This window comes from Citrobacter sp. Cm038 (assembly GCF_030333105.1).
In the GTDB taxonomy this organism is placed as follows: domain Bacteria; phylum Pseudomonadota; class Gammaproteobacteria; order Enterobacterales; family Enterobacteriaceae; genus Citrobacter; species Citrobacter murliniae.
This window is the reverse complement of sequence record NZ_JAOWGO010000011.1, coordinates 78,668-101,812: the sequence shown is the minus strand read 5'-3', so window position 1 is coordinate 101,812 and position 23,145 is coordinate 78,668. Positions and strand designations below refer to the sequence as shown.

Here is a 23,145-nt window from a genome sequence, read left to right as displayed (position 1 = left end):
TGATTTTTTAAATGAGGCTTTAAACATGGTACCTGTGGTCGCGCTTGTCGGGCGCCCTAACGTTGGCAAATCCACGTTATTTAACCGTCTAACTCGCACCCGAGATGCGCTGGTTGCGGATTTCCCGGGTCTGACTCGTGACCGTAAGTACGGTCGTGCGGAAATTGAAGGCCGCGAGTTTATCTGTATTGATACCGGCGGTATTGACGGCACTGAAGACGGTGTCGAAACCCGAATGGCTGAACAGTCATTGTTGGCTATTGAAGAAGCTGACGTTGTGCTGTTCATGGTGGATGCTCGTGCTGGACTGATGCCGGCAGACGAAGCCATTGCCAAACATCTGCGTTCCCGCCAGAAACCCACTTTCCTCGTCGCCAATAAGACTGACGGGCTCGATCCGGACCAGGCGGTTGTCGATTTCTATTCGCTGGGCCTGGGTGAAATCCACCCGATTGCGGCTTCCCATGGTCGTGGTGTTCTCAGTCTGCTGGAACATGTTCTGCTGCCGTGGATGGATGACGTAGCTCCTCAGGAAGAAGTCGATGAAGATGCGGAGTACTGGGCAAAACTCGAAGCTGAAGAAAACGGTGAAGAGGAGCCAGAAGATGATTTCAACCCGCAAGATTTGCCGATTAAACTGGCGATTGTTGGCCGTCCTAACGTAGGTAAGTCCACACTTACTAACCGTATTCTGGGCGAAGACCGCGTTGTGGTTTACGACATGCCGGGAACGACACGCGACAGTATTTATATCCCGATGGAACGTGATGGTCGTGAATATGTGCTGATTGACACCGCAGGTGTTCGTAAGCGCGGTAAAATTACTGAAGCGGTAGAAAAGTTCTCCGTTATCAAGACGCTGCAGGCGATTGAAGACGCCAACGTAGTGATGTTGGTGATTGACGCACGCGAAGGTATCTCTGACCAGGACTTGTCGCTGCTCGGCTTTATCCTCAATAGTGGGCGCTCACTTGTCATTGTCGTCAACAAATGGGACGGCCTGACGCAGGAAGTGAAAGAGCAGGTAAAAGAGACGCTGGACTTCCGTCTGGGCTTTATCGATTTTGCGCGCGTACACTTCATCTCTGCGCTACACGGTAGCGGTGTGGGTAACCTGTTTGAATCCGTACGTGAAGCGTATGACAGCTCAACGCGTCGCGTCAGTACCGCAATGCTGACTCGCATCATGACCATGGCGGCAGAAGATCATCAGCCACCGCTGGTACGTGGACGTCGTGTGAAGCTGAAATATGCTCACGCCGGTGGCTATAACCCGCCGATTGTGGTGATTCATGGCAACCAGGTGAAAGATCTGCCAGATTCTTACAAACGCTATCTGATGAACTACTTCCGTAAGTCACTGGAAGTGATGGGGACGCCGATCCGTATTCAGTTCAAAGAAGGGGAAAACCCGTTTGCGAACAAACGTAATACACTGACCCCAACCCAGATGCGTAAACGTAAGCGTTTGATTAAGCACATTAAGAAAAGCAAATAATATTTGCTGAGTTCGAAAAAACCGCGCTCGTCGCGGTTTTTTTTTGTTTTTTTAAAGCGTATTTTTGTCTACGCGATGTCAAACACTATTCTTCATTCGCCAAGTTTAAATCTAAGAAAGTAGACAATTGTCGAATTTTCATCTTAAAGTCCTGGGGTTGGTACTAGACAAAACTAGCATCAGGTTATCAAATGGTTAAATTATTCTTCGCCGCATGTAAAAAATCGGCCAGATAAGTAACTGGCTGGCGTACATCGCGGTGTTTATAAGCACAACGACATACCTTTTCGGGAGAATTATGCAATCCTCTGTTAATCAAAAAGAAAGCCGAACGTTCCTCGGTCATCCTTATCCGCTCGGCTCACTGTTCTTCACTGAGATGTGGGAACGTTTTTCGTTTTACGGTATTCGTCCGCTACTGATCCTGTTTATGGCCGCCACCGTTTATGATGGCGGCATGGGGCTGGCACGTGAAAATGCCTCAGCGATTGTCGGTATCTTTGCCGGCACCATGTATCTCGCCGCGTTGCCTGGCGGGTGGCTGGCGGACAACTGGCTCGGTCAGCAGAAAGCAGTCTGGTATGGTTCTATCCTGATTGCGCTTGGCCACCTGTCGATTGCGCTCTCAGCCGTAATGGGTGACAACCTGTTCTTTATTGGCCTGATGTTCATCGTGCTCGGCTCCGGCCTGTTCAAGACCTGTATCTCTGTTATGGTCGGTACGCTGTACAAAAAAGGCGATGCGCGACGTGACGGCGGTTTTTCACTGTTCTACATGGGCATCAACATAGGCTCCTTCATTGCTCCATTGATCTCCGGCTGGCTGATTAAAAGCCATGGCTGGCACTGGGGCTTTGGTATTGGCGGGATAGGGATGCTGGTAGCATTGCTCATCTTCCGTATCTTTGCTGTGCCAGCAATGACACGTTACGACAGTGAAGTCGGACTGGATTCCACCTGGAACAGTCCGGTGGTGAAGAGAAAAGGTGTGGGAGCGTGGTTGCTGGCACTGGCAGCAGGTGTGGCAATTGTTGTTACGTTGATCGCCCAGGGCGTGATTGTGATTAACCCGGTCGCAGTAGCCAGCATGCTGGTGTACGTGATTGCGGCATCCGTTGCCCTCTACTTTATCTACCTGTTCTTCTTTGCCGGATTGAACCGTAAAGAGCGTGCCAGACTGCTGGTTTGCTTTATTCTGCTGATTTCTGCTGCATTCTTCTGGTCGGCGTTCGAGCAAAAGCCAACCTCATTCAACCTGTTCGCCAACGACTACACTAACCGTATGATTGGCGATTTTGAAATACCGGCTGTCTGGTTCCAGTCGATCAATGCGCTGTTTATCATCCTGCTGGCACCCGTGTTCAGCTGGGCGTGGCCGAAGCTGGCCAGCATGAACATTCGCCCGAGCAGTATCACCAAATTCGTTATTGGCATTCTCTGTGCTGCGGCGGGCTTTGGTCTGATGATGATGGCGGCGGAAAACGTGCTGAGTAACGGCGGTGCGGGCGTTTCACCTTTCTGGCTGGTGGGCAGTATCCTGATGCTGACTCTCGGCGAACTGTGCCTGAGTCCGATTGGTCTGGCTACTATGACGCTGCTGGCACCAGAAAGAATGCGTGGTCAGATGATGGGACTGTGGTTCTGCGCCAGTGCGCTGGGTAACCTGGCGGCGGGCCTGATTGGTGGTCACGTGAAGGCCGATCAGCTAGATATGCTGCCGGATCTGTTTGCGCGCTGCTCCATTGCGCTGCTTATCTGTGCCGCAGTACTGATTGTTCTCATTGTTCCGGTACGCCGCATGCTGGAGAATGTGCAGACTAAACCGGCAACCAACACCTGATAAAACCTCAACTTTGTCGGGGCAGGTGTTATGCCCCGGCAATTCAATCGATGAGGTGAGTACATGCTGTTAGGGTTTGTTGGGCTTGGCGCAGTGGTTGAAACGGCATATTTGCCCGCAATACGAAACCTCTTCGGGAATTCAGCCAGTTGTCTCGGATTTGATCTGCAACCTGTAAAGCAGCCAGAAGGTGTGACACGTTGCTCGTCACTCGCTGAACTTTTAACCCAGCCTCTTGATACGTTGTTTGTCACGACCGCATCCCTTCACCATCTTGAAGTTCTTGAACTGGCGCTGGCCTCACCCATATCACGCATAGTGGTCGAAAAACCGATTGTCGCTACGCTTCCTCAAATAGAAAAACTGAAAACGTTACTTGCGGTGCCCGGCGTCGCGTCTCGTGTGTTGGCGCTCGATCACTGGATGGCACGCACCGGCGCGATGCAACTGGCATTGGGGAAACTCGATCCGCAGTGGCGCGGTGATAACCGCCCGCAGGCTCTTATCTCTCGTTTTTCCGACATCGTCAGAATCGAAGGTTTTTTGCAGGAGCCGAGTGGATTTAACGCAACAGGGGAGCCAATAGCGCTCAACTTTGCTACTGGTGAGCCGGATACACGCGAACTTCGCCATCCGGATGGCGTGATACTGGATATTGGTACGCATGTGCTGGCGATGCTGCGTGAAACAGTGCGTTACCTGGGGGGAAATGACGACATCACGTTGCAAGTTATGAAGGCCAAAGACCGTCCTGGACGTGATATCAGCCTGGGCGATCTGCACACCGCAGAGGGAGAGGCTCATCTCCAGGGGCAAATTAGCGGTATTGCGCTGGATATCTGGCTAAACAAATACGCGGGTCCGGCTGGTGGACAAAAAGGTTTGCGACTTCATTTAAGTGATGGACGAATCATCAGCTATGACCGACGTGGCGCAGAAGATGTACTTGAACTTATTGATGGTGACACTGTGCTGCGCTGGAGTCTTCCAGGTACGATTTACGCTCATTGCCTGGCAGAGCACATTCTGGGGGCGCAAAGTCTGTTTGAACGCAGCCCGCAAGAGGTGGGGCACACGACACAACGCAGGCTTGAAGAAGTCGAGCACTTGCTAACGTTGCAGCAACAGTTGCGTGGGCCACATTAAGTGTATCGTGTTAATATCAAAGCAATAATGAATTCCCTGTAAGGAGTCTCCATGTCGATTAACTGCCCGGATTGTCATGCTCAACTGGAACCACAAAATGGTGTGGCACACTGTGAGCGCTGCAATAAAGATGTCCAACTGGAGGCGCATTGCCCGGAGTGCCATCAGCCACTGCAGGTACTAAAAGCCTGCGGTGCAGTGGATTATTTTTGCCAGAATGGCCATGGGCTCATCTCTAAAAAACGTGTGGAGTTTATTGCACGTTGACTGAATGATTTTAATCAGATGTCATTACGTCCCGAAATATTCATTTTATGAATATTTCGGGACAAGGATGAATATAATCTTAAAAAACGTGTTTAGTTATTTTTAAGAATTAATTTAGGTTTTCTGAAGTGCATGTTTTCGTAGTTCCATAATATAATATTAATGAGGCTGATTAATTTCATATTAATAATGGGAGCCTTAATTCATAGGGATATATTATGGTGCAATGGATGCGCTTTATTATTTTTATGCTCATTTCTGGTGCGGCATATGCAGTACCGGAGACATCTGCGAACAAGGGTGAGTCCTCTTCTGATAATTCATTTCCCGATTTGGCAAGTGAATCCACGCAGGAAGAACAAGAACACAAAAAAAGTTCACTTAAAGAGCAAAGTGCCGACTATGTCATGGGGTCTGCGACACAGGGATTTACGAACCTTACTCCTGAAGCGCTGGAGTCGCAGGCCAGAAGCTATCTGCAAGGGCAGATAACCTCAACGGCTCAATCCTCTCTTGAGGGGCTGATGTCTCCTTATGGTAAGGTGCGAACCAATTTGTCTGTTGGAGAAGGCGGTGATCTGGACGGTTCTTCAATCGATTATTTCGTTCCCTGGTATGAGACCCGGCGTACTGTTTATTTCAGTCAATTTTCAACCCAGCGAAAAGATGATCGTACTATTGGAAATATGGGGTTTGGTGTAAGACATGATTTAAATGAATGGCTGCTGGGTGCAAATATATTTTATGATTATGATTTTACCCGTGGGCATCGTCGGCTTGGTTTAGGCGCAGAAGCATGGGCAGATTATTTAAAACTCTCCGGAAATTATTATCACCCGCTTTCAGACTGGAAAGATTCTGAAGATTTGGATTTCTATGAAGAGCGACCGGCGCGTGGCTGGGATGTTCGCGCAGAAGCCTGGCTGCCCGCGTATCCTCAGTTTGGCGGCAACATTATTTATGAGCAGTACTACGGTAATGAAGTTGCCCTTTTCGGGAGCGACAATTTAGAAAAGGATCCTCAGGCTATTACGCTGGGCCTGAACTATCAGCCTGTTCCATTACTGACCATCAGTACGGATTATAAAGCCGGTACGGGTGACAACAACGATCTCGCCATCAATGCTGCACTGAGCTACCAGTTCGGCGTGCCTCTAAAAGATCAACTCAATGCAGACAATGTGAAAGCATCGCATTCGCTAAAGGGGAGCCGTCATGATTTTGTCGAACGTAACAATTTTATTGTGCTGGAATATCGTGAGAAAGCACCACTAGACGTCACGTTATGGCTGAAAGCTGATGCAACTAATGCGCATCCGGAGTGTGTGATTAAGGATTCCCCGGAAGAGGCCATCGGGCTGGAGAAATGCAAATGGACGATCAACGCGCTTATTAGCCATCACTACAAAATCATAGCTGCATCCTGGCAAGCGAAAAACAACGCCGCGCGTACGTTGGTTATGCCAGTCATCAAAGAAGAGGCGATCACCGAAGGTAACAATAACCACTGGAATTTGACGCTGCCTGCCTGGCAGTACAGTTCTGACGAAGCGGAACAGCAGAGGATCAATACCTGGCGAGTACGGTTGACGCTGGAAGATGAAAAGGGCAACCGACAAAACTCCGGCGTGGTTGACATAACCGTTCAACAGGATCGCAAAATCGAACTTATCGTCAATAACATTTCCAGCGTACCGGATGAGAACAATCACAACCATGATGCCCGTGCTCAGGCAGATGGTGTCGATGGCGTAGTGGTTGATCTTGACGTTACCGACAGTTTTGGTGATGGCACTGACAGCAAGGGGAATCCTTTGCCGGATGATAACCTTAGTCCGGAACTGTATGACTCGAATGATAAAAAAATCAGCCTGGCGAAGAAATCCTGTCCAGGTGAAACGCCCTGTGTATTTATTGCGGCACAAGATAAAGAGAAAGGTACTCTCACGCTGGCCAGTACGCTGGCGGGTACTTTCCGCTGGAAAGTTAAAGCACAGCCTTACAACGACAGTAACTATATCAATGTGACGTTTTTTGATGCTGGCTCAGGGGAATTAAATGCGCTTATTTATCGGATTGGCGCGGCTAAACTTGTGAATTTAATCGGCAGTAAAGAGCCTCTTCTTCTCGATAGTACCTACCGTTTTATTCTTTGGCGCGATGCCAACAAAGATAGTCACTTCCAGCAGTCAGAAAAATTAAGCGACAACGAAATGGCGCAGTATGACTACCGTTGGCAATTCACCGGACAGAGCGCGCATGGTGAAACGGGAGCACAGGCTAATACCGATAATAAAGATATGGTTATTCCTGCCAGCAATCGAGAGGCAGCACAGATGTTTGGTGCGGGGGCCGGTGATGGGGTGCAAGGCTATGGGCTGCGCGTCATGTATCGCAAGAGATGAAATGGGCGTAATGGCCGATCGGCCAGCAGCTGAAGTTTAACTAAGGAGAGTAAATATGCAGCAGGAAACAAAACAGCATTTGACCAAAGTCGCGCTGGCATTGGCTTTAGCGGGTTATTGTGCAGTGCCAGCGATAGCGGCAGATGGGCAACTGAAAGCCGGGCAATGGCAGTCAGTGACAGAGAATACCGGGAGCATTCAAGGGACGGTGCCGTGGATCACCCGAAGCGCGACAGATATTGCCGATACTGATAAAGCGCATGTCACTGTTACTGTTGATCGCGGCAGTCGTACAGTCAGCTCTGAAGGTGACAGGCAGTTCCATGTCGGCGACAAAGTGACGATAAACTGGGCCATTGGCGATGAGCAGGGTGACCTGGATAACAATAACACAGCGACAAAAGCAACCGTGCAGTGGATGAGTTACAGCGATCAGTCTGGTGCAGATCCTCAGGAGATCGGTTCGAAAGGCAGCGATAGCTACACGATTGTAGACGCGGATGCAGATCGCTATATCGGTATCAAAATAACACCGACAACAACCACCGGCGATCCTAATGTGGCACAGGAGATTTTGCTGAACGATTTGTCAGCCAATACGGGTGGGGGATCGGACAGCGATGATATCCCAGAGGGCCCGGTATTTGATGATGCAGTGCATGCTGTTATCTATGAAACCGGCTCAACCACCAATCTGCTTGGCACAACCACCAAACTTAAAACCAATACCACCTATAAGGTCCTGCTGTGGAAAGATAAAGCGGGGGGAACACCTGATAAATACGATACGGGCGAAGAGGTTACCAACCAGTATAACTATCGCTGGCGGTTCACCGGCACCAGCTTGCAGTTGGGTACAGCGGGTGGGTTGGTCAATCCTGGCAACAACAACCAGGATCTGGTTATTCCGCTTACCAATGCCGAAGCGAAGGCAGCTTTCGATTATACCGGAGATGGCATCACCATTGGCAACGACGGTGTTCAGGGCTACGGTTTGTCTATCGATTTCCAGCGCAAGTAACATCAATAAATGTCATCCCTTATGGGATGGCATTTTCCATACGTTTTGCTTAGCGAAAGCCTCTAATCAAAACGTATTGAAAAAAGATGATGAAAAGGTGGTTTTTACTCATGGATGGGTATCAGAAGCTTGCTAAATGGATGATTTTTTTGTTGCTTACTCCTGCGGTGATATTCCCTGCACAGGCGGCGTTAAAAGGAGGGCAATGGATACAACCAGGGATTTCAACCGGGGTGATCAACGGCACCAGCCCCTTTGCCGATAGTGCCAGCGTGCCGGTCTATCAGGGCAGCGTCCAACTTGATCCCACCACAGAGCACGCGGTCGCTTTTGATGCAATGCCCAGGGACTTTAGCGTGGATGCAACAGCTACCAGTATGGTGCTTATTAACCCGCGCGATACGGAGGGCGACATCTTCGGTAGTCCACCCATACTACGTTGGGCAAATCAGACTCTGCCCGCTGTTTCACTGGTCTGGACTGAAGCCGCTACGCCGGATGTACCGCTCAACCCGCAACCCCGGCCGGATCGTTCCTTCTGCGCACAAAATCTGGCAGGACATAAACTGGCAGCGATCCCACAGTTTGATCCGAATGAAAGCTTACCCTCGCTGGATCTGTTCACGTTGACCGGTACACCAAATCAAGGTCCGGTTGTACTCAGCGAAAAGCTGGTGACGTTGAATATTGCGCCAGCGCAGGGCGATCTGGTTACCGTGAACGTTGCTGGCTATGACGACACGCTTAACGCTGCGAAAGCCAAAGTCGGTGATGCCATTACGTTGATCGTCACCACGAAAGATTGCCAGGGAAATCCCGCGGGCAATATTCCATTTATCATCAAGCGCGGTGATGCAAAAAACCGTCAGGGTGTGGTGAACAATGCCGGGCCGGTAATGCTGGAGACCACGGAGCTGACCACCTCCGAGACGGAATATCATGGCACTACCAATGCCAGTGGTGTGGCGATGGTGAAGGTGACGCAGCAGAATGGTCCGGGGGTTAAAACATCTCTGACTGTCCATTTGCCGGGGATCGCACAGACCAGCGAAACTGCAGTGATCTTCACCGTCCTTACCAGCCCCGATGTATCGCAGGCTAACATGTGGGGCCATATGGAAGACACATTGACGGCGCAGCAGTACACCTTTACCCGCCCGAAACTGGCGGCTGAAGTGAGCAATGAAGACGGTACGGTTGAGGATCACAACGAAACCTGGTCGACATTTATCTGGAGCGGGGCTGATAAACACTGCGCTATTCTGCCAGGGATGCGCCAGTTCGGCGCGCTGGCAACGGTGGTTCCGACCTCCATTCAGGAAGTCGCAGGCTGGCCGATGCAGGGTAACTACTACTGGTCATCTCTGGCTGGTATGACCGGGCAGCATCATGCGGCAGACGTGTCTGACCGCAGCGAAGCGCAAAAGCCGGACAGCACAAAGTTCATCGTGAGCTGCGTGGATAAAACAGAGCCTGATGTCGAGCCGGAGCTTACGCTGACGCTGGAACAGTATGATAAGAGTCTACAGGCGACGAAAGTGCAGGTGGGCGAACAGGTTGCCATGCGTCTGTCCATTACCGATAAGAAAGATAATAATCAGCCGCTGTCATACTACTACTTCTCGCTGCATCTGGATGATGGCGTCAACCGCAAGGGCGAAACCAGTCCGGACTGGGAGATTCACCCGGTACAGCTCACGGGCGACAGTAATTTGCGGAAGATGGACGAGCACAACTATGAGGGGATGACCGACGTCAATGGCCAGGCGACTGTGCTGCTGACGAACGCCGGTGGCGCTGGGGTAAAAACGCATATCACGGCGAAGATGCGCAGCAACTTTACCGCCACGGACGCAAAAGACGTGATCTTCACCGTCGTCACCAGCCCGGACAGCTCATATGCCCGAATGTGGGGACATATGGGCAATGGGATTATGGAAGCGGGTCATCTCTACAAACGCCCACGTTTGGTGGATGAAACGACTAACGAAGTCGGTTCGGTGCGTGAAAATAACGAGGACTGGGCGCTGTTTGATCAAGGCACCAGCATGGAGACAGAATGCGGTGCCGGACATATTCCTGAACAACGCTCTCTGGAAAGCTTATATGCAGATCACCAGGAAAACACCATCAGTACCGAACACGGCTGGCCGACGGCAAAGCAGGATTATCTGACGGCCGTGGCGCAACCTGACACGCATGTCTCCGTTGACCTGGGGAGCGGGGCGGTCGATTCCTATTCAGGGCTTAAGCCAAACTACCTCACCTGTTCTGCCGACGAGCTGATAGCGAAAGTGGTCGTCGATACCGACAAAGATACTGCGCCGGACTCAAAACTTGCCAAAGCGAAGGTCGGTGAAAAAATCACTATGACGGTGCATACCGTCAATGCTGCCAATAATGCGCCAGTCCCTAATGCGGCTTTTACGATTACCAAAGGAATGGGGCTTGATCGGGCTGGTCAGGCGTCAGGCTACACCGATCCGACCAGTGGTGTTATCACCGTGAACGGCACACAGTACGGTACCGGGGAGACATCAACAGTCTATTCCGGCTCCACAGATGCGCAGGGGATCGCTACGATAGAAATTGAACAGCCGCAGGGGGTGGGTTTAAGAACACCGCTTACCGTTATGCCGGTCAATTCCTCCCTGCCGAATACCGTTAATTACTCCGTCGTTTTTACCGTCCCAACCAGCCCGGATGTTTCCGGCGCGCAAATGTGGGGGCATATGGATGACACCATTCATGTCGGCTCCCTGACCTTTGAACGCCCGAAATTAGCCTCAGAAGTGGCAGGTGAGCAGAGTTCGCTAACCGAAAATAATGAAATCTGGGCGCGTGTTGCGCAGGCAGATATCGAAGATATCTCTGCAGGCGGTTGCGAACCGAATAAGGTACCGGGCAGAACGCAGCTGGCCGCGCTATACGATGCCAACAGCAATAACGCCATTCAGGCCGTACACGGCTGGCCGACCCAACGCGAGGAATACTGGAGTAGCACACCAGCCGATAAAGTACCGCATCTCTACGCCACCTGGCTGAACAACGGCACGCTGGTAAATAACAACAGCTCACCCGTCTATATGAGCTGTCTGACCAACGCGAATCCCTCTGCTCAGAACATCACCCTGGAGGTGGTGGATCAGGCGCAGTGGAGTAGTTCACTGAACGCCGCGAAGCTTAAAAAGGGCGAAACGTTACAGGTGAAGGTGACGATAAAAGATGCGGCAGGCAATCCGATGCCGGATATGCCATTTACCCTTAATCGTGGCGATGGATATACCCGATCCAATGAAAAACACATTGCCGGTAGCGGTGACGGCATTGTTGCTCCGGTGGTGGTGGAAGGAACTTCGCTGAACGATGTTGCAACGCTCTACACCAGCATAACTGGCAATGATGGTAGCAAAATTCTTACTATTACCCGGCCAGACACCCACGGCACCAAAACGGCTATCACTGCTACGCTTTACTCTGATCCGACCAAAAAAGCCTCCATAGATACTATTTTCACCGTGCCCACCAGCCCGGATACCAGTAAAGCGAAAATGTGGGGCCATATGCCGCAAACGTTAGTGGCAGACGGTATAACTTTTAAGCGCCCAATCTTATTTGCTGAACTTACGGGTAATCCCGGCAATAAACGTAAAGGGCCGGAGGAAGATAACGAAATCTGGGCGCTGTTTACCGAAGCGCAGGCGGAGAAGAGCAGCAATGGTGGCTGCGGGGCGGCATATATTCCCAATGTGGATTCGCTGTCAGGTTTATCAGGTAGCTGGAGAGGGCATGAGGTTGATGGCTGGCCTGTCCTGAAAAACTATGGCTCCAGCTCTGCGAATCCCGCAAATTCAGGGGATCGACGATACAAAAGCGTCCAGCTCAGTAATGCAACCAGTACCGTCCTGTCTGCAAGTGACATGAGATATATGACCTGCCAGACCACCGCTAATTTGATGGTGGCAAAGGTTGAGCTGACTTCGAGTGATACGGTTAAAATTGACGGCTACGATGTGGTTAAAGTCAAAACCGATGAACCAGACAACCATGAGCGCGCAATCTTTAAGGTGACCACGCGTGACAGTAAGGGCAACCTTTTGGGAAATGCGCCCTTCATGATTAATCATGGCGTAACGGTAAACCGCCAGGGCATTGAATGGCATGATTATCAGTCAGTGCTGATTTGGGTCACAGATAATGCCAGTCAGGGTGGGGGGTTGATGACCGATGATAATTTTTACGGTGTTTCCGGCCCCGACGGTACCGTCATGCTGGACGTTTACCAGACTGGCAGGGGGCAGGGTGTCAGAATACCACTGCAGGCGACACTGGATGATGGAAGTACTGCATCGCAAACACTAAGCGCCGTTTTTACCACGCTCACAAGCCCGGACACCCCAGAAGCGAACTTCTGGGGCCATATGCCGGAAACGTTCACCAGTAGCGCTGGCGTGAAGTTCCGACGTCCGCAGCTCAAAGCTGAACTGTCGGGGGCATCCTTTATCACTATTAATCGTGAGGATTGGGTGAAGCCGTCGGGAGTCAATAAATCAGACAGCAGCCAGTCAGGGTGTAACGAGGAGTATCAGCCGCTGCGCAGTGAACTACAGGTTTTGTATAACGATCACCCGAACTCGAAGATAGAAACAGACCTGGGGTTGCCGCTTCTCTCTGGGGCTAACTGGTGGGCGTATGACCAGGTGCAATCGGGAAGTAAATGGGATAACCAGTCTATCAGTTTCATTGACGGTAAGTGGCGACAGGATGTCAGTACGACAATCACAAACCTGATTCTTTGTCTGGTGGATCCACATCCTAAAGCGGAAATGATTGAACTGACCTCGACGGCGTTTGATACAGGTACTCAGGCTGCGAAAGCGAAAAAAGGAGACGCTCTGCCCGTCACCGTAACGGTGAAAGATAGTGCCGGGAAAACGGTGCCAAATGTCGCCTTTACTCTGACGCGTGGTGATGCCTTGCCCCGGAATGTGGGAGAAACGCTGTACGGCGACGTAGATGCGATGGATGATCTCACCGTTCAGCCGCCATCCGGTGCTGCGGTTACACTTGCCGACAGCGGTAACTCAGTAAAAGGTACTACCGGAGCAGACGGTACGGCGACCTTTACGATTAAGCAGAACAATACGCCGGGGTATAAAACGACGCTGAAAGTTACGCTCGATAATAACGCCAGTATTAACGCGACGCTGGACGCCATTTTTACCGTGGTCACCAGCCCGAACGTAGCGTCGGCAAATTTCTGGGGACACATGCCGGATACGGTTACAGTAAATGGCAAACAGTTGCATCGGCCATTACTGACGTCTGAAATGCGCTCAGGCTTTACCGCACCGCTCAGCCTGAATCTGGATAATGAGCACTGGGTGCTGGCCTATACCCACAATACCGGTCAGTACGATTTGGCTGCGCAATGTGGCAGCTTGAGCGATGCACCTGATATCAACGACTTGAACGCCTTGCACAACCAGATGAGTAGCACTGGCTGGCCAACAACGCCGAGCTATCTCTATTTATCTAATACGACGAGTTCGAGTTACTTCTGTGGATACAATGAATCCAACGGGACGGAGAACTGCATTGTTCATCCGGCAACGGACAAAGGTTTCGCCACCTGCATACAGTAACGTTTACGGTCAGTGAATTTAGCTTACTTTGCGCGAACGTGGTTTTTTGAGCGGGGTGATTTTTTTCACCTCGCTTTCCACCCAGCCATCGCTAAGGCGTGTTGTGAGCGTTTCGCCGGGTTTTACCTGCTTCGCTTTTGTCAGAGCCTTTCCGTCCGTTGCGGTAGTGACACTGTATCCTCGCGCCAGCGTTGCCAGTGGGCTGACGGCTTCCAGATGTGTTACCGCATTGCCAAAACGTTCGCGTGTTGCACTCATTTGTGCGCGGACGAGCTCTGCCAGACGATACTCGAGCTGTTGGATACGCGTCTGCCCGCGATGAATACGCGGCTGCGGGTTTTGCTGGTTCAGTCGCTGTGCCAGTCGCTGCTGTTGCTGACTGGCACGTTTGAGCTGGTTTTCCAGCGCAAAACTCATGCGTTTTTGCAGGCGATCCAGCGTGGTTTGCTGACGTGCCAGGCGTAGCTGAGGGTGTTGTTGCTGTAAGCGGTGATGAATCTGGGTAAAGCGACGACTGCGATTAGCGAGAAAATAATCCATCGCCATTTCCAGACGCTGTTGTGCGGACTGCACCTGGCGTAGTAATTCCTGCTGGTTGCGGCTTACCACTTCGGCGGCGGCTGACGGCGTTGGCGCACGCAGGTCACCAACAAAATCGGCGATGGTTACATCGGTTTCATGGCCGACGGCGCTAACTACCGGAATGCGGCTGGCAAAAATTGCCCGTGCTACACGTTCGTCGTTAAAGCTCCATAAATCTTCCAGCGAACCGCCGCCCCGGCCAACGATCAATACGTCGCACTCGCTACGCGCATTCGCCAGTTCAATGGCGCGAACGATTTGAGCAGGCGCTTCATCACCCTGAACGGCAGTCGGATAGATGATAACGGGCAGGGAAGGATCGCGTCGTTTCAACACGTGGAGAATATCGTGCAATGCGGCCCCGGTTTTCGAGGTGATCACGCCGACGCAATGGGCCGGAGAGGGCAGAGGTTGCTTATGCTGCTGATCGAACAGCCCTTCAGCCTGAAGTTTGGCTTTGAGTTGCTCATATTTTTGCTGTAACAAGCCTTCACCCGCAGGCTGCATGCTTTCAACAATAATCTGATAGTCGCCGCGCGGTTCATACAACGTAATGTTGGCGCGAACCAGCACCTGCTGTCCGTGCTGCGGGCGAAAGGTTACACGGCGGTTGCTGTTGCGGAACATCGCACAGCGTACCTGGGCACCATCGTCTTTTAAGGTGAAGTACCAGTGACCTGATGAGGGCTGGGTAAAGTTAGATATTTCGCCGCTGATCCATACCTGCCCCATTTCTTGCTCGAGCAGCAGACGCACCGTCTGGTTAAGGCGACTTACGGTAAAAATTGAAGAGGTCTGGGAGGATAACATGTGAGCGGGATCAAATTCTAAATCAGCAGGTTATTCAATCGATAGTAACCCGCCCACAGGGGATCGCAAGGTTTTTTTGCAAAAAAGTGTGGATGCAATCGGTTACGCTCTGTATAATGCCACGGCAATATTTATTAACCACTCTGGTCGAGATATTGCCCATGCTACGTATTGCCAAAGAAGCCCTGACGTTTGACGACGTCCTCCTCGTTCCCGCTCATTCCACCGTTCTGCCGAATACTGCTGATCTCAGCACGCAGCTGACGAAAACCATTCGTCTGAATATTCCTATGCTCTCCGCAGCCATGGATACCGTGACTGAAGCGCGCCTTGCAATTGCACTGGCACAGGAAGGCGGCATCGGTTTTATCCACAAAAACATGTCCATTGAGCGCCAAGCGGAAGAAGTTCGCCGTGTGAAGAAACATGAATCAGGCGTAGTGACTGATCCTCAGACTGTATTGCCAACCACAACTCTGCGCGAAGTGAAAGAACTGACTGAGCGTAACGGTTTTGCGGGCTACCCGGTTGTGACTGAAGATAACGAACTTGTCGGTATCATCACCGGTCGCGACGTGCGTTTTGTAACCGACCTCAACCAGCCAGTTAGTGTTTACATGACGCCGAAAGAGCGTCTGGTGACTGTGCGCGAAGGTGAAGCGCGTGATGTTGTATTTGCCAAAATGCACGAAAAACGCGTTGAGAAAGCGTTGGTTGTTGACGATGGTTTCCACCTGATTGGCATGATCACCGTAAAAGATTTCCAGAAAGCTGAGCGTAAACCTAACGCCTGTAAAGATGAGCATGGTCGTCTGCGTGTAGGTGCTGCAGTAGGTGCTGGCGCAGGTAACGAAGAGCGTGTTGACGCGCTGGTTGCCGCGGGCGTTGACGTTCTGCTGATTGACTCCTCTCACGGCCATTCTGAAGGTGTGTTGCAGCGTATTCGCGAAACGCGTGCCAAATACCCGAATCTGCAAATCATCGGCGGTAACGTAGCGACTGGCGCAGGTGCACGCGCCCTGGCAGAGGCTGGCGTAAGCGCAGTGAAGGTAGGGATCGGTCCTGGCTCTATCTGTACTACTCGTATTGTTACCGGCGTAGGTGTTCCGCAGATTACTGCGGTTTCTGACGCAGTTGAAGCGCTGGAAGGCACTGGTATTCCGGTTATCGCCGACGGTGGTATCCGTTTCTCTGGCGATATCGCCAAAGCTATCGCCGCTGGTGCTGCTGCTGTCATGGTTGGCTCCATGCTGGCAGGTACTGAAGAATCCCCGGGCGAGATTGAACTGTACCAGGGCCGTTCTTACAAATCTTACCGTGGTATGGGTTCTCTGGGTGCGATGTCCAAAGGGTCTTCCGACCGTTATTTCCAGAGCGATAACGCCGCTGACAAACTGGTTCCGGAAGGTATCGAAGGTCGCGTAGCCTATAAAGGCCGCCTGAAAGAGATCATCCACCAGCAGATGGGCGGCCTGCGCTCCTGTATGGGCCTGACCGGTTGTGGTACTATCGACGAGCTGCGCACTAAAGCAGAATTTGTACGCATCAGTGGTGCCGGTATTCAGGAAAGTCACGTTCACGATGTGACCATCACCAAAGAGTCCCCTAACTACCGCATGGGCTCCTGATATGTTTCCGCGCCTGGCTATATGCCAGGCGAATTTGTTTCACTTGCCTCGGAATTAGCGTCAATGACAGACAATATTCATAAACATCGCATTCTCATCCTGGATTTCGGATCGCAATACACTCAGTTGGTGGCTCGTCGCGTACGTGAACTGGGCGTCTACTGTGAACTGTGGGCATGGGATGTTACGGAAGCACAAATTCGCGAATTCAACCCAAGCGGTATTATTCTTTCTGGCGGGCCTGAGAGCACTACCGAAGACAACAGTCCGCGCGCGCCGCAGTATGTGTTCGAAGCTGGTGTACCGGTATTTGGTGTCTGTTACGGTATGCAGACCATGGCGATGCAGCTTGGCGGTCATGTAGAAAGCTCAACCGAGCGTGAGTTCGGCTATGCGCAGGTGGAAGTGAAAACCGACAGTGCCCTGATCCACGGCATCGAAGACTCCCTGACAGCAGACGGCAAACCGCTGCTGGACGTGTGGATGAGCCACGGCGATAAAGTGACGGCAATTCCTTCTGACTTCGTCACCGTTGCCAGCACTGAAACCTGTCCGTTCGCTATTATGGCAAACGAAGAAAAACGTTTTTACGGCGTGCAGTTCCACCCGGAAGTTACCCACACTCGTCAGGGCCTGCGTATGCTGGAGCGTTTTGTTCGCGACATCTGCCAGTGTGAAGCTCTATGGACGCCGGCAAAAATCATTGATGACGCCGTTGCCCGTATTCGTGAGCAGGTTGGCGACGATAAAGTGATCCTCGGTCTGTCCGGCGGTGTTGACTCCTCCGTTACTGCAATGCTGTTGCACCGTGCAATCGGTAAGAACCTGACCTGCGTATTTGTTGATAACGGCCTGCTGCGCCTGAATGAAGCTGAGCAGGTGATGGACATGTTTGGTGACCACTTTGGTCTGAATATCGTTCACGTCCCGGCAGAAGAACGCTTCCTGAGCGCGCTGAAAGGCGAGAACGATCCTGAAGCTAAACGTAAAATCATCGGTCGCGTATTCGTCGAAGTGTTTGACGAAGAAGCCCTGCGTCTGGAAGACGTGAAGTGGCTGGCGCAGGGGACAATCTACCCTGACGTGATTGAATCTGCCGCTTCTGCAACCGGTAAAGCACACGTTATCAAATCTCACCACAACGTGGGCGGTTTGCCGAAAGAGATGAAAATGGGCCTCGTTGAACCGCTGAAAGAGCTGTTCAAAGACGAAGTGCGTAAGATTGGTCTGGAGCTGGGTCTGCCGTACGACATGCTGTACCGTCACCCGTTCCCGGGGCCAGGTCTGGGCGTGCGCGTACTGGGCGAAGTGAAGAAAGAGTACTGCGACCTGCTGCGTCGTGCGGATGCTATCTTCATTGAAGAGCTGCACAAAGCTGACCTGTACAACAAGGTAAGCCAGGCGTTCACTGTGTTCCTGCCGGTTCGTTCGGTTGGCGTTATGGGCGATGGCCGTAAGTACGACTGGGTTGTTTCCCTGCGTGCTGTTGAAACTATCGACTTTATGACCGCTCACTGGGCACACCTGCCGTATGATTTCTTAGGCCGTGTTTCCAACCGTATCATCAACGAAGTGAACGGTATTTCCCGCGTAGTGTATGACATTAGCGGTAAGCCGCCAGCTACGATTGAGTGGGAATAACACCTACTTTTACCTGATTCTGAACAGGTAGTAACACGCTTAAAGCCCTCTGTTTTTACAGAGGGCTTTTTAATTTCAGCACGGCTCCGTTGCAGTCGTAATAGCAACGCCACATCGAAATATGAGGAGTAGATTCACAGGGGGTGAGCATTTAGTAACGCTGACGTCTGGTGCTGGTTGAGGCTGAAAGGCGTAACAAAAAAGTGTTCAGGCGGTATTAAGCCGCCAATTTTCTCACGGGGGCAGTCAACAAAAGTTAGCGTTGAGCAGGCGTTTCTACGGAGAGTGAAGACTGTTGCGCTTCTTTTTTATCCTGGTGATGATGCCAGGCACCAATGGCAGAGTAGACGAAGCGTCCGAAGAAGAAGAGAAAACTGATAAGCAATATGATACGGATCATGCGACTGTTAAATCGATGTCGTTTTCGCATACTGGTAGCCTGACTCACAAAAGGTTCCTTCAAATGTACCCAACAGTGTGGGCGATACTTACATTAAGGCACACTGTGAGGGAATGGTCAATTCATCATTATGTAAAATGTAAAAACGCATCGGTTGTTTTATCTTTTTATGTTATGGAACATAATTTTATTATTTGCATTAATAATGAATTAACGAAAATAAAAAAGAAAAAAAGTAATAAATGATTAATGAGGGATATTTTTTTTGATACATATCAAATGCCCTCCGTAAGCGATAACTAAAATTGAGGGCCGCTGTGATGAACTAAACATCATTTTTTAAAGTCAGGTGGGATACCTGTCTGAAACTCCTTCAGGATGTGAAGGATCCTACTGAGCATCTATGAAACTCAATAAAAACTATATTCGCATTAGAGATAAATGGTGGGCATTACCTCTCATCTTACCTTCCTTGCTGCTGCCTTTATTGAGCTCAGCAAATACTTACGCACATATTAGTACCGGTAATATTGTCCTTTTTTATCTGCCTTTAGCACTGATGATTAGTCTGATGCTATTTTTTGGCCTGGCAGCATTGCCGGGAATTATCATTGCTATTTTCTGGTCTAAATATTCACAGTTAGGTCTGTCTGAAACGTTTTCAATTATCACGCACTTTATAATCACAGTTGTACTCAGTTGGGGTGGGTATCGGGTGTTTTCCCCACGACGCAACAATGTTGCTCATGGTGACTCTCATCTGATGCTCCCGCGCATGTTTTGGCAGGTTTTCTGCCCGGCTACGTTATTCCTGATACTCTTTCAGTTTGCTGCGTTTGTTGGCGTGTATGAAAGTAAATCTGGCATGATGGGAGTTATGCCTTTTAATATTACGACACTCATTAACTATCAGGCATTGCTGGTGGGGAATCTCATCGGTGTTCCAATGTGTTATTTTATTATCCGAACTGCGCGTAATCCACTGTATTTGCGTAGCTATTTTTCTCAGTTAAAGCTGCAATTTGATACTAAAGTATCAAAAAAAGAGTTCGCTATCTGGTTGATAATATTGGCTGCGTTAATGGTATTGCTGTGTATGCCATTAAATGATAATAGCTCAATATTTAGCACGAATTATACCCTGTCGCTCTTATTGCCTGTTATGTTGTGGGGGGCAATGCGTTACGGTTATAGATTTATTTCGTTAGCTTGGGCTGTAATACTGATTGCTGCAATTCATTATTATCAGCGCTATATGCCTTGGTATCCCGGCTACGATACACAGCTTGCGATCACCTCCTCGAGCTACCTGGTTTTTTCTTTTATCGTATGTTACATGGCAGTGCTGGCGACACGTCAGCGAATTGTCAGCGCTCGGGCCCGCCGTCTTGCTTATCTGGATCCTGTAGTACATATCCCTAATCTTCGAGCTTTAAATCGGGCGTTAAAGAGTACGCCATGGTCAGCACTCTGCTATTTGCGCGTGCCGGGGTTAGAGCTACTCGGGAAAAACTATGGCGTTATGCTCCGCATCCAGTACAAGCAGAAGCTTTCTCACTGGATCACCGAACAACTGGCACCCGATGAATGTGTATACCAGATGTCCGGACATGACCTTGTTTTGCGTCTTACTACCGAATCACACCAGCGACGTATTGAGGCACTTGATAAGCATATTAAGCAATTCCGCTTTATCTGGGATGGTATGGCTCTACAGCCGCAGGTTGGGATGAGCTACTGTTATGTACGCTCTCCGGTCAGTCATATCTACCTGCTATTAGGCGAACTGAGTACCATTGCCGATTTCTCCCTTGTCACCAATGCGCCTGAAAATTTGCAGCGACGTGGTGCCATGAATTTGCAGCGAGATCTGAAAGATAAAGTAGCAATGATGAACCGACTTCAGCAGGCGCTGGAGCATGATCACTTTTTCCTGATGGCGCAGCCGATTTTGGGTGTACGCGGTGATATGTATCATGAAATCTTGCTACGGCTTAAGGGGGAGGAGGGGGAAACCATTCCTCCTGATTGTTTTTTACCCGCAGCTCATGAGTTTGGGCTGTCATCCAGTATTGACCTTTGGGTAATTGAAAACACACTGAAATTTATGGCTCAAAATCGGGAAAGCATTCCAGCCCGTCGTTTTGCTATCAATTTGTCTCCAACATCAGTGTGTCGTGCCCGCCTTCCATCCGATATCGCTAAATTGCTGGAGAAATATCAGATTGAAGCGTGGCAACTGGTTTTTGAGATAACGGAAAGTAACGCCCTAACCAATGCGGAACAGGCCCAGGCAACATTGCTGCAATTACAGGTATTGGGGTGTCAGATTGCGATTGATGACTTTGGTACTGGTTATGCCAGCTATGCGCGGCTTAAAGACGTGAGTGCCGATATCCTGAAGATTGACGGCAGCTTCATTCGTAATATTGTCTCGAACAGCCTTGATTACCAAATTGTTGCTTCGATTTGTCATCTGGCGCGGATGAAAAGAATGATGGTGGTTGCGGAGTATGTCGAAACCGAAGAGCTTCGCAGCGCTGTGATTTCTCTGGGCATTGATTACATGCAGGGCTATCTGATTGGCAAACCGTTGCCGCTGAATGAGATTCTGGAGGAACAGGTGTCAGACGCGCTGACACCTGCTGAAAATTCACGCTGCGATATCGGGTGAGCTTTCTTCCTCGATCTTAAGACGCCAGCCTGTTACGGCTTCCCAGTACTGCTGCTCCTTTTCCAGATCGAGCAGGACGAGCGCGTTCTGGCTGAACCAGTCGTGCGGGAAGCGTAATGTCCAGTGATTTTCGTCAGTTACCAGCGTAAGTGTCGGCGGCGTTGTGGTCGCCTGACGCTGATTATTCAGCAATACACCCAGTCGTAATAGTTGGATCAACGGCAGAAACTGTTTCTTCTTGAACAACGTAAAGCGTGGTAAATCATCCAGCTTTACGGCTTTACGATGGTAGCGAACTAACGTCGCCATCATCAATTGCTGTTCCTGGTTGAAACCTGGCAAGTCGCTGTTTTGCAGAATGTAAGCCGAGTGACGGTGCAGGCCACTGTGATTGATGTTCAGCCCAACCTCGTGCAGCATGGCTGCCCATCTGAGCAATGCTTCCAGTTGCGGATGGGCCAGTTTGGGCTGCTGTGCATGCCACTGGTCGTACATCTGCATGGTGGTTTCCAGCACGCGACGAGCTTGTTCGCTGTCGATATTGTACTGGTTCGCCAGGCTGCTGGCGGTGCGGCTACGTACATCCTGATGGCGAAAACGTCCTTCCATCTCATACAACACGCCTTCACGCAGTGCGCCATCAGAAAGTCGAAGTTCACGGATACCCAGCGCATCAAAAACGCCACACAGGATAGCCAGGCCCGGTACAAAAACAGCTTTTCTGTCCTCGGATAACCCAGGCATACTGAGCGCTTCGAATGAGGAATGTCTCAGCACTTCGCTGGTCAGCATGTCCAGACGTTCGGGGGTGATAAAACCATCTTTTTCACCCATTTCCAGCAGTACTTCGTGCGCCGCTTTGATCGTGCCTGAGGCTCCCAGCGCCACGTTCCAGCCCTGAATACGAAACTGCCAGGTTAACGTTTCAAGTTTTTGCGCGGCCGCCATGCGCGCGCGCTGGAAATTTTCCCGGCTGATTGTGCCGCTAGGGAAATACATTTGAGCAAAACTGACGCAGCCCATACGGCGGCTTTCGACGAGTTTCGGCTCGAAGTCTTCCCCAATAACCAGTTCAGTCGAACCGCCGCCGATGTCGATAACCAGCTTGCGACCTTTCTCCGGCTGTGTGTGCTCAACGCCCATAAATATCAGTCGGGCTTCTTCGTTACCGGAGATAATTTCAATCGGGTAGGGGATGACCTTTTCTGCTCGCTTCAGAAAATCAGTCGCATTCAGCGCCTGGCGCAAAGTGTGAGTCCCCACAATGCATACGCTTGATGGTGGAAAGCCCTGCAGACGTTCCGCGAATAATGACAGACAGCTTAATCCGCGCTCCATCGCCTCTTCGCTCAGCTTGTTGTCTTCGCCGAGCCCATCCGCCAGATGTACGCGTTGTTTCAGGCGTCCGATAATTTGCATCGCGCCATCGACTACCCGGGCAATGACCATATGAAAACTATTTGAACCAAGGTCGACCGCAGCAAACTCCTGCGGTCGTGGTGACTTGTCGTGTATTGGCATAGCGTTTATCCGTCATACTTCAAGTTGTGTTTGTGTTGGCTGCTTTCTTACACCCCAGTCACTTACC

Annotated in this window: 13 protein-coding genes; 10 read left to right on the top strand and 3 right to left on the bottom strand. The window is 50.7% G+C overall.

Going from position 1 to position 23,145, the window contains the following annotated elements; translation table 11 throughout:
* The first annotated feature begins 25 nt into the window (after nt 1-25).
* The 7 genes from der (at nt 26) to OGY01_RS01155 (ending at nt 13,822) form a co-directional block, all read left to right on the top strand.
* Complete coding sequence (der, locus tag OGY01_RS01185) at nt 26-1,498, top strand: ribosome biogenesis GTPase Der (RefSeq protein WP_045449743.1); 1,473 nt, start codon at nt 26-28, stop codon at nt 1,496-1,498.
* A gap of 298 nt (nt 1,499-1,796) precedes the next feature.
* Nucleotides 1,797-3,338 (top strand): peptide MFS transporter, encoded by a 1,542-nt coding sequence (locus OGY01_RS01180; protein WP_045446122.1) that lies wholly within the window; start codon nt 1,797-1,799, stop codon nt 3,336-3,338.
* A 63-nt stretch (nt 3,339-3,401) separates the two neighbouring features.
* A complete protein-coding gene (locus tag OGY01_RS01175; RefSeq protein ID WP_286492272.1) occupies nt 3,402-4,484 on the top strand; it encodes a Gfo/Idh/MocA family oxidoreductase in 1,083 nt (360 codons plus the stop codon).
* A gap of 51 nt (nt 4,485-4,535) precedes the next feature.
* Nucleotides 4,536-4,751 carry a zinc ribbon domain-containing protein gene (locus tag OGY01_RS01170; RefSeq protein ID WP_045446115.1) on the top strand — a complete coding sequence of 72 codons (216 nt, stop codon included), beginning with the start codon at nt 4,536-4,538 and terminating at the stop codon, nt 4,749-4,751.
* 218 nt (nt 4,752-4,969) lie between these two features.
* On the top strand, nt 4,970-7,156 hold the full coding sequence (sinH, locus tag OGY01_RS01165; protein WP_286492270.1) for an intimin-like inverse autotransporter SinH: 2,187 nt from the start codon (nt 4,970-4,972) through the stop codon (nt 7,154-7,156).
* Nucleotides 7,157-7,211: 55 nt separating this feature from the next.
* Nucleotides 7,212-8,177 (top strand): SinI family autotransporter-associated protein, encoded by a 966-nt coding sequence (locus tag OGY01_RS01160; protein ID WP_045446108.1) that lies wholly within the window; start codon nt 7,212-7,214, stop codon nt 8,175-8,177.
* A gap of 110 nt (nt 8,178-8,287) precedes the next feature.
* On the top strand, nt 8,288-13,822 hold the full coding sequence (locus OGY01_RS01155) for an adhesion domain-containing protein (RefSeq protein ID WP_286492267.1): 5,535 nt from the start codon (nt 8,288-8,290) through the stop codon (nt 13,820-13,822).
* A gap of 18 nt (nt 13,823-13,840) precedes the next feature.
* Here OGY01_RS01155 and xseA read toward each other — a convergent pair whose 3' ends face one another.
* A complete protein-coding gene (gene xseA / locus OGY01_RS01150) occupies nt 13,841-15,214 on the bottom strand; it encodes an exodeoxyribonuclease VII large subunit (protein WP_200010305.1) in 1,374 nt (457 codons plus the stop codon).
* Nucleotides 15,215-15,375: 161 nt separating this feature from the next.
* Between xseA and guaB the strand changes: the two genes are divergently transcribed.
* Together guaB and guaA are read left to right on the top strand one after the other, a co-directional pair.
* The gene (guaB, locus tag OGY01_RS01145; RefSeq protein WP_045446098.1) at nt 15,376-16,842 is read left to right on the top strand and encodes an IMP dehydrogenase; all 1,467 of its coding nucleotides are present in this window, start codon (nt 15,376-15,378) and stop codon (nt 16,840-16,842) included.
* Nucleotides 16,843-16,905: 63 nt separating this feature from the next.
* Nucleotides 16,906-18,483 (top strand): glutamine-hydrolyzing GMP synthase, encoded by a 1,578-nt coding sequence (gene guaA / locus OGY01_RS01140; RefSeq protein WP_045446095.1) that lies wholly within the window; start codon nt 16,906-16,908, stop codon nt 18,481-18,483.
* A 256-nt stretch (nt 18,484-18,739) separates the two neighbouring features.
* Here guaA and OGY01_RS01135 read toward each other — a convergent pair whose 3' ends face one another.
* A complete protein-coding gene (locus OGY01_RS01135) occupies nt 18,740-18,931 on the bottom strand; it encodes a YfgG family protein (protein WP_048220835.1) in 192 nt (63 codons plus the stop codon).
* 355 nt (nt 18,932-19,286) lie between these two features.
* On the opposite strand from OGY01_RS01135, the gene OGY01_RS01130 reads away from it, so the two are divergent.
* Entirely contained in the window at nt 19,287-21,557 is a 2,271-nt protein-coding gene (locus OGY01_RS01130) for a bifunctional diguanylate cyclase/phosphodiesterase (RefSeq protein ID WP_200010304.1), read from the top strand.
* Here OGY01_RS01130 and ppx read toward each other — a convergent pair.
* On the bottom strand, nt 21,537-23,078 hold the full coding sequence (ppx, locus tag OGY01_RS01125; RefSeq protein WP_286492265.1) for an exopolyphosphatase: 1,542 nt from the start codon (nt 23,076-23,078) through the stop codon (nt 21,537-21,539). The genes OGY01_RS01130 and ppx overlap by 21 nt on opposite strands.
* Nucleotides 23,079-23,145: the final 67 nt, after the last annotated feature.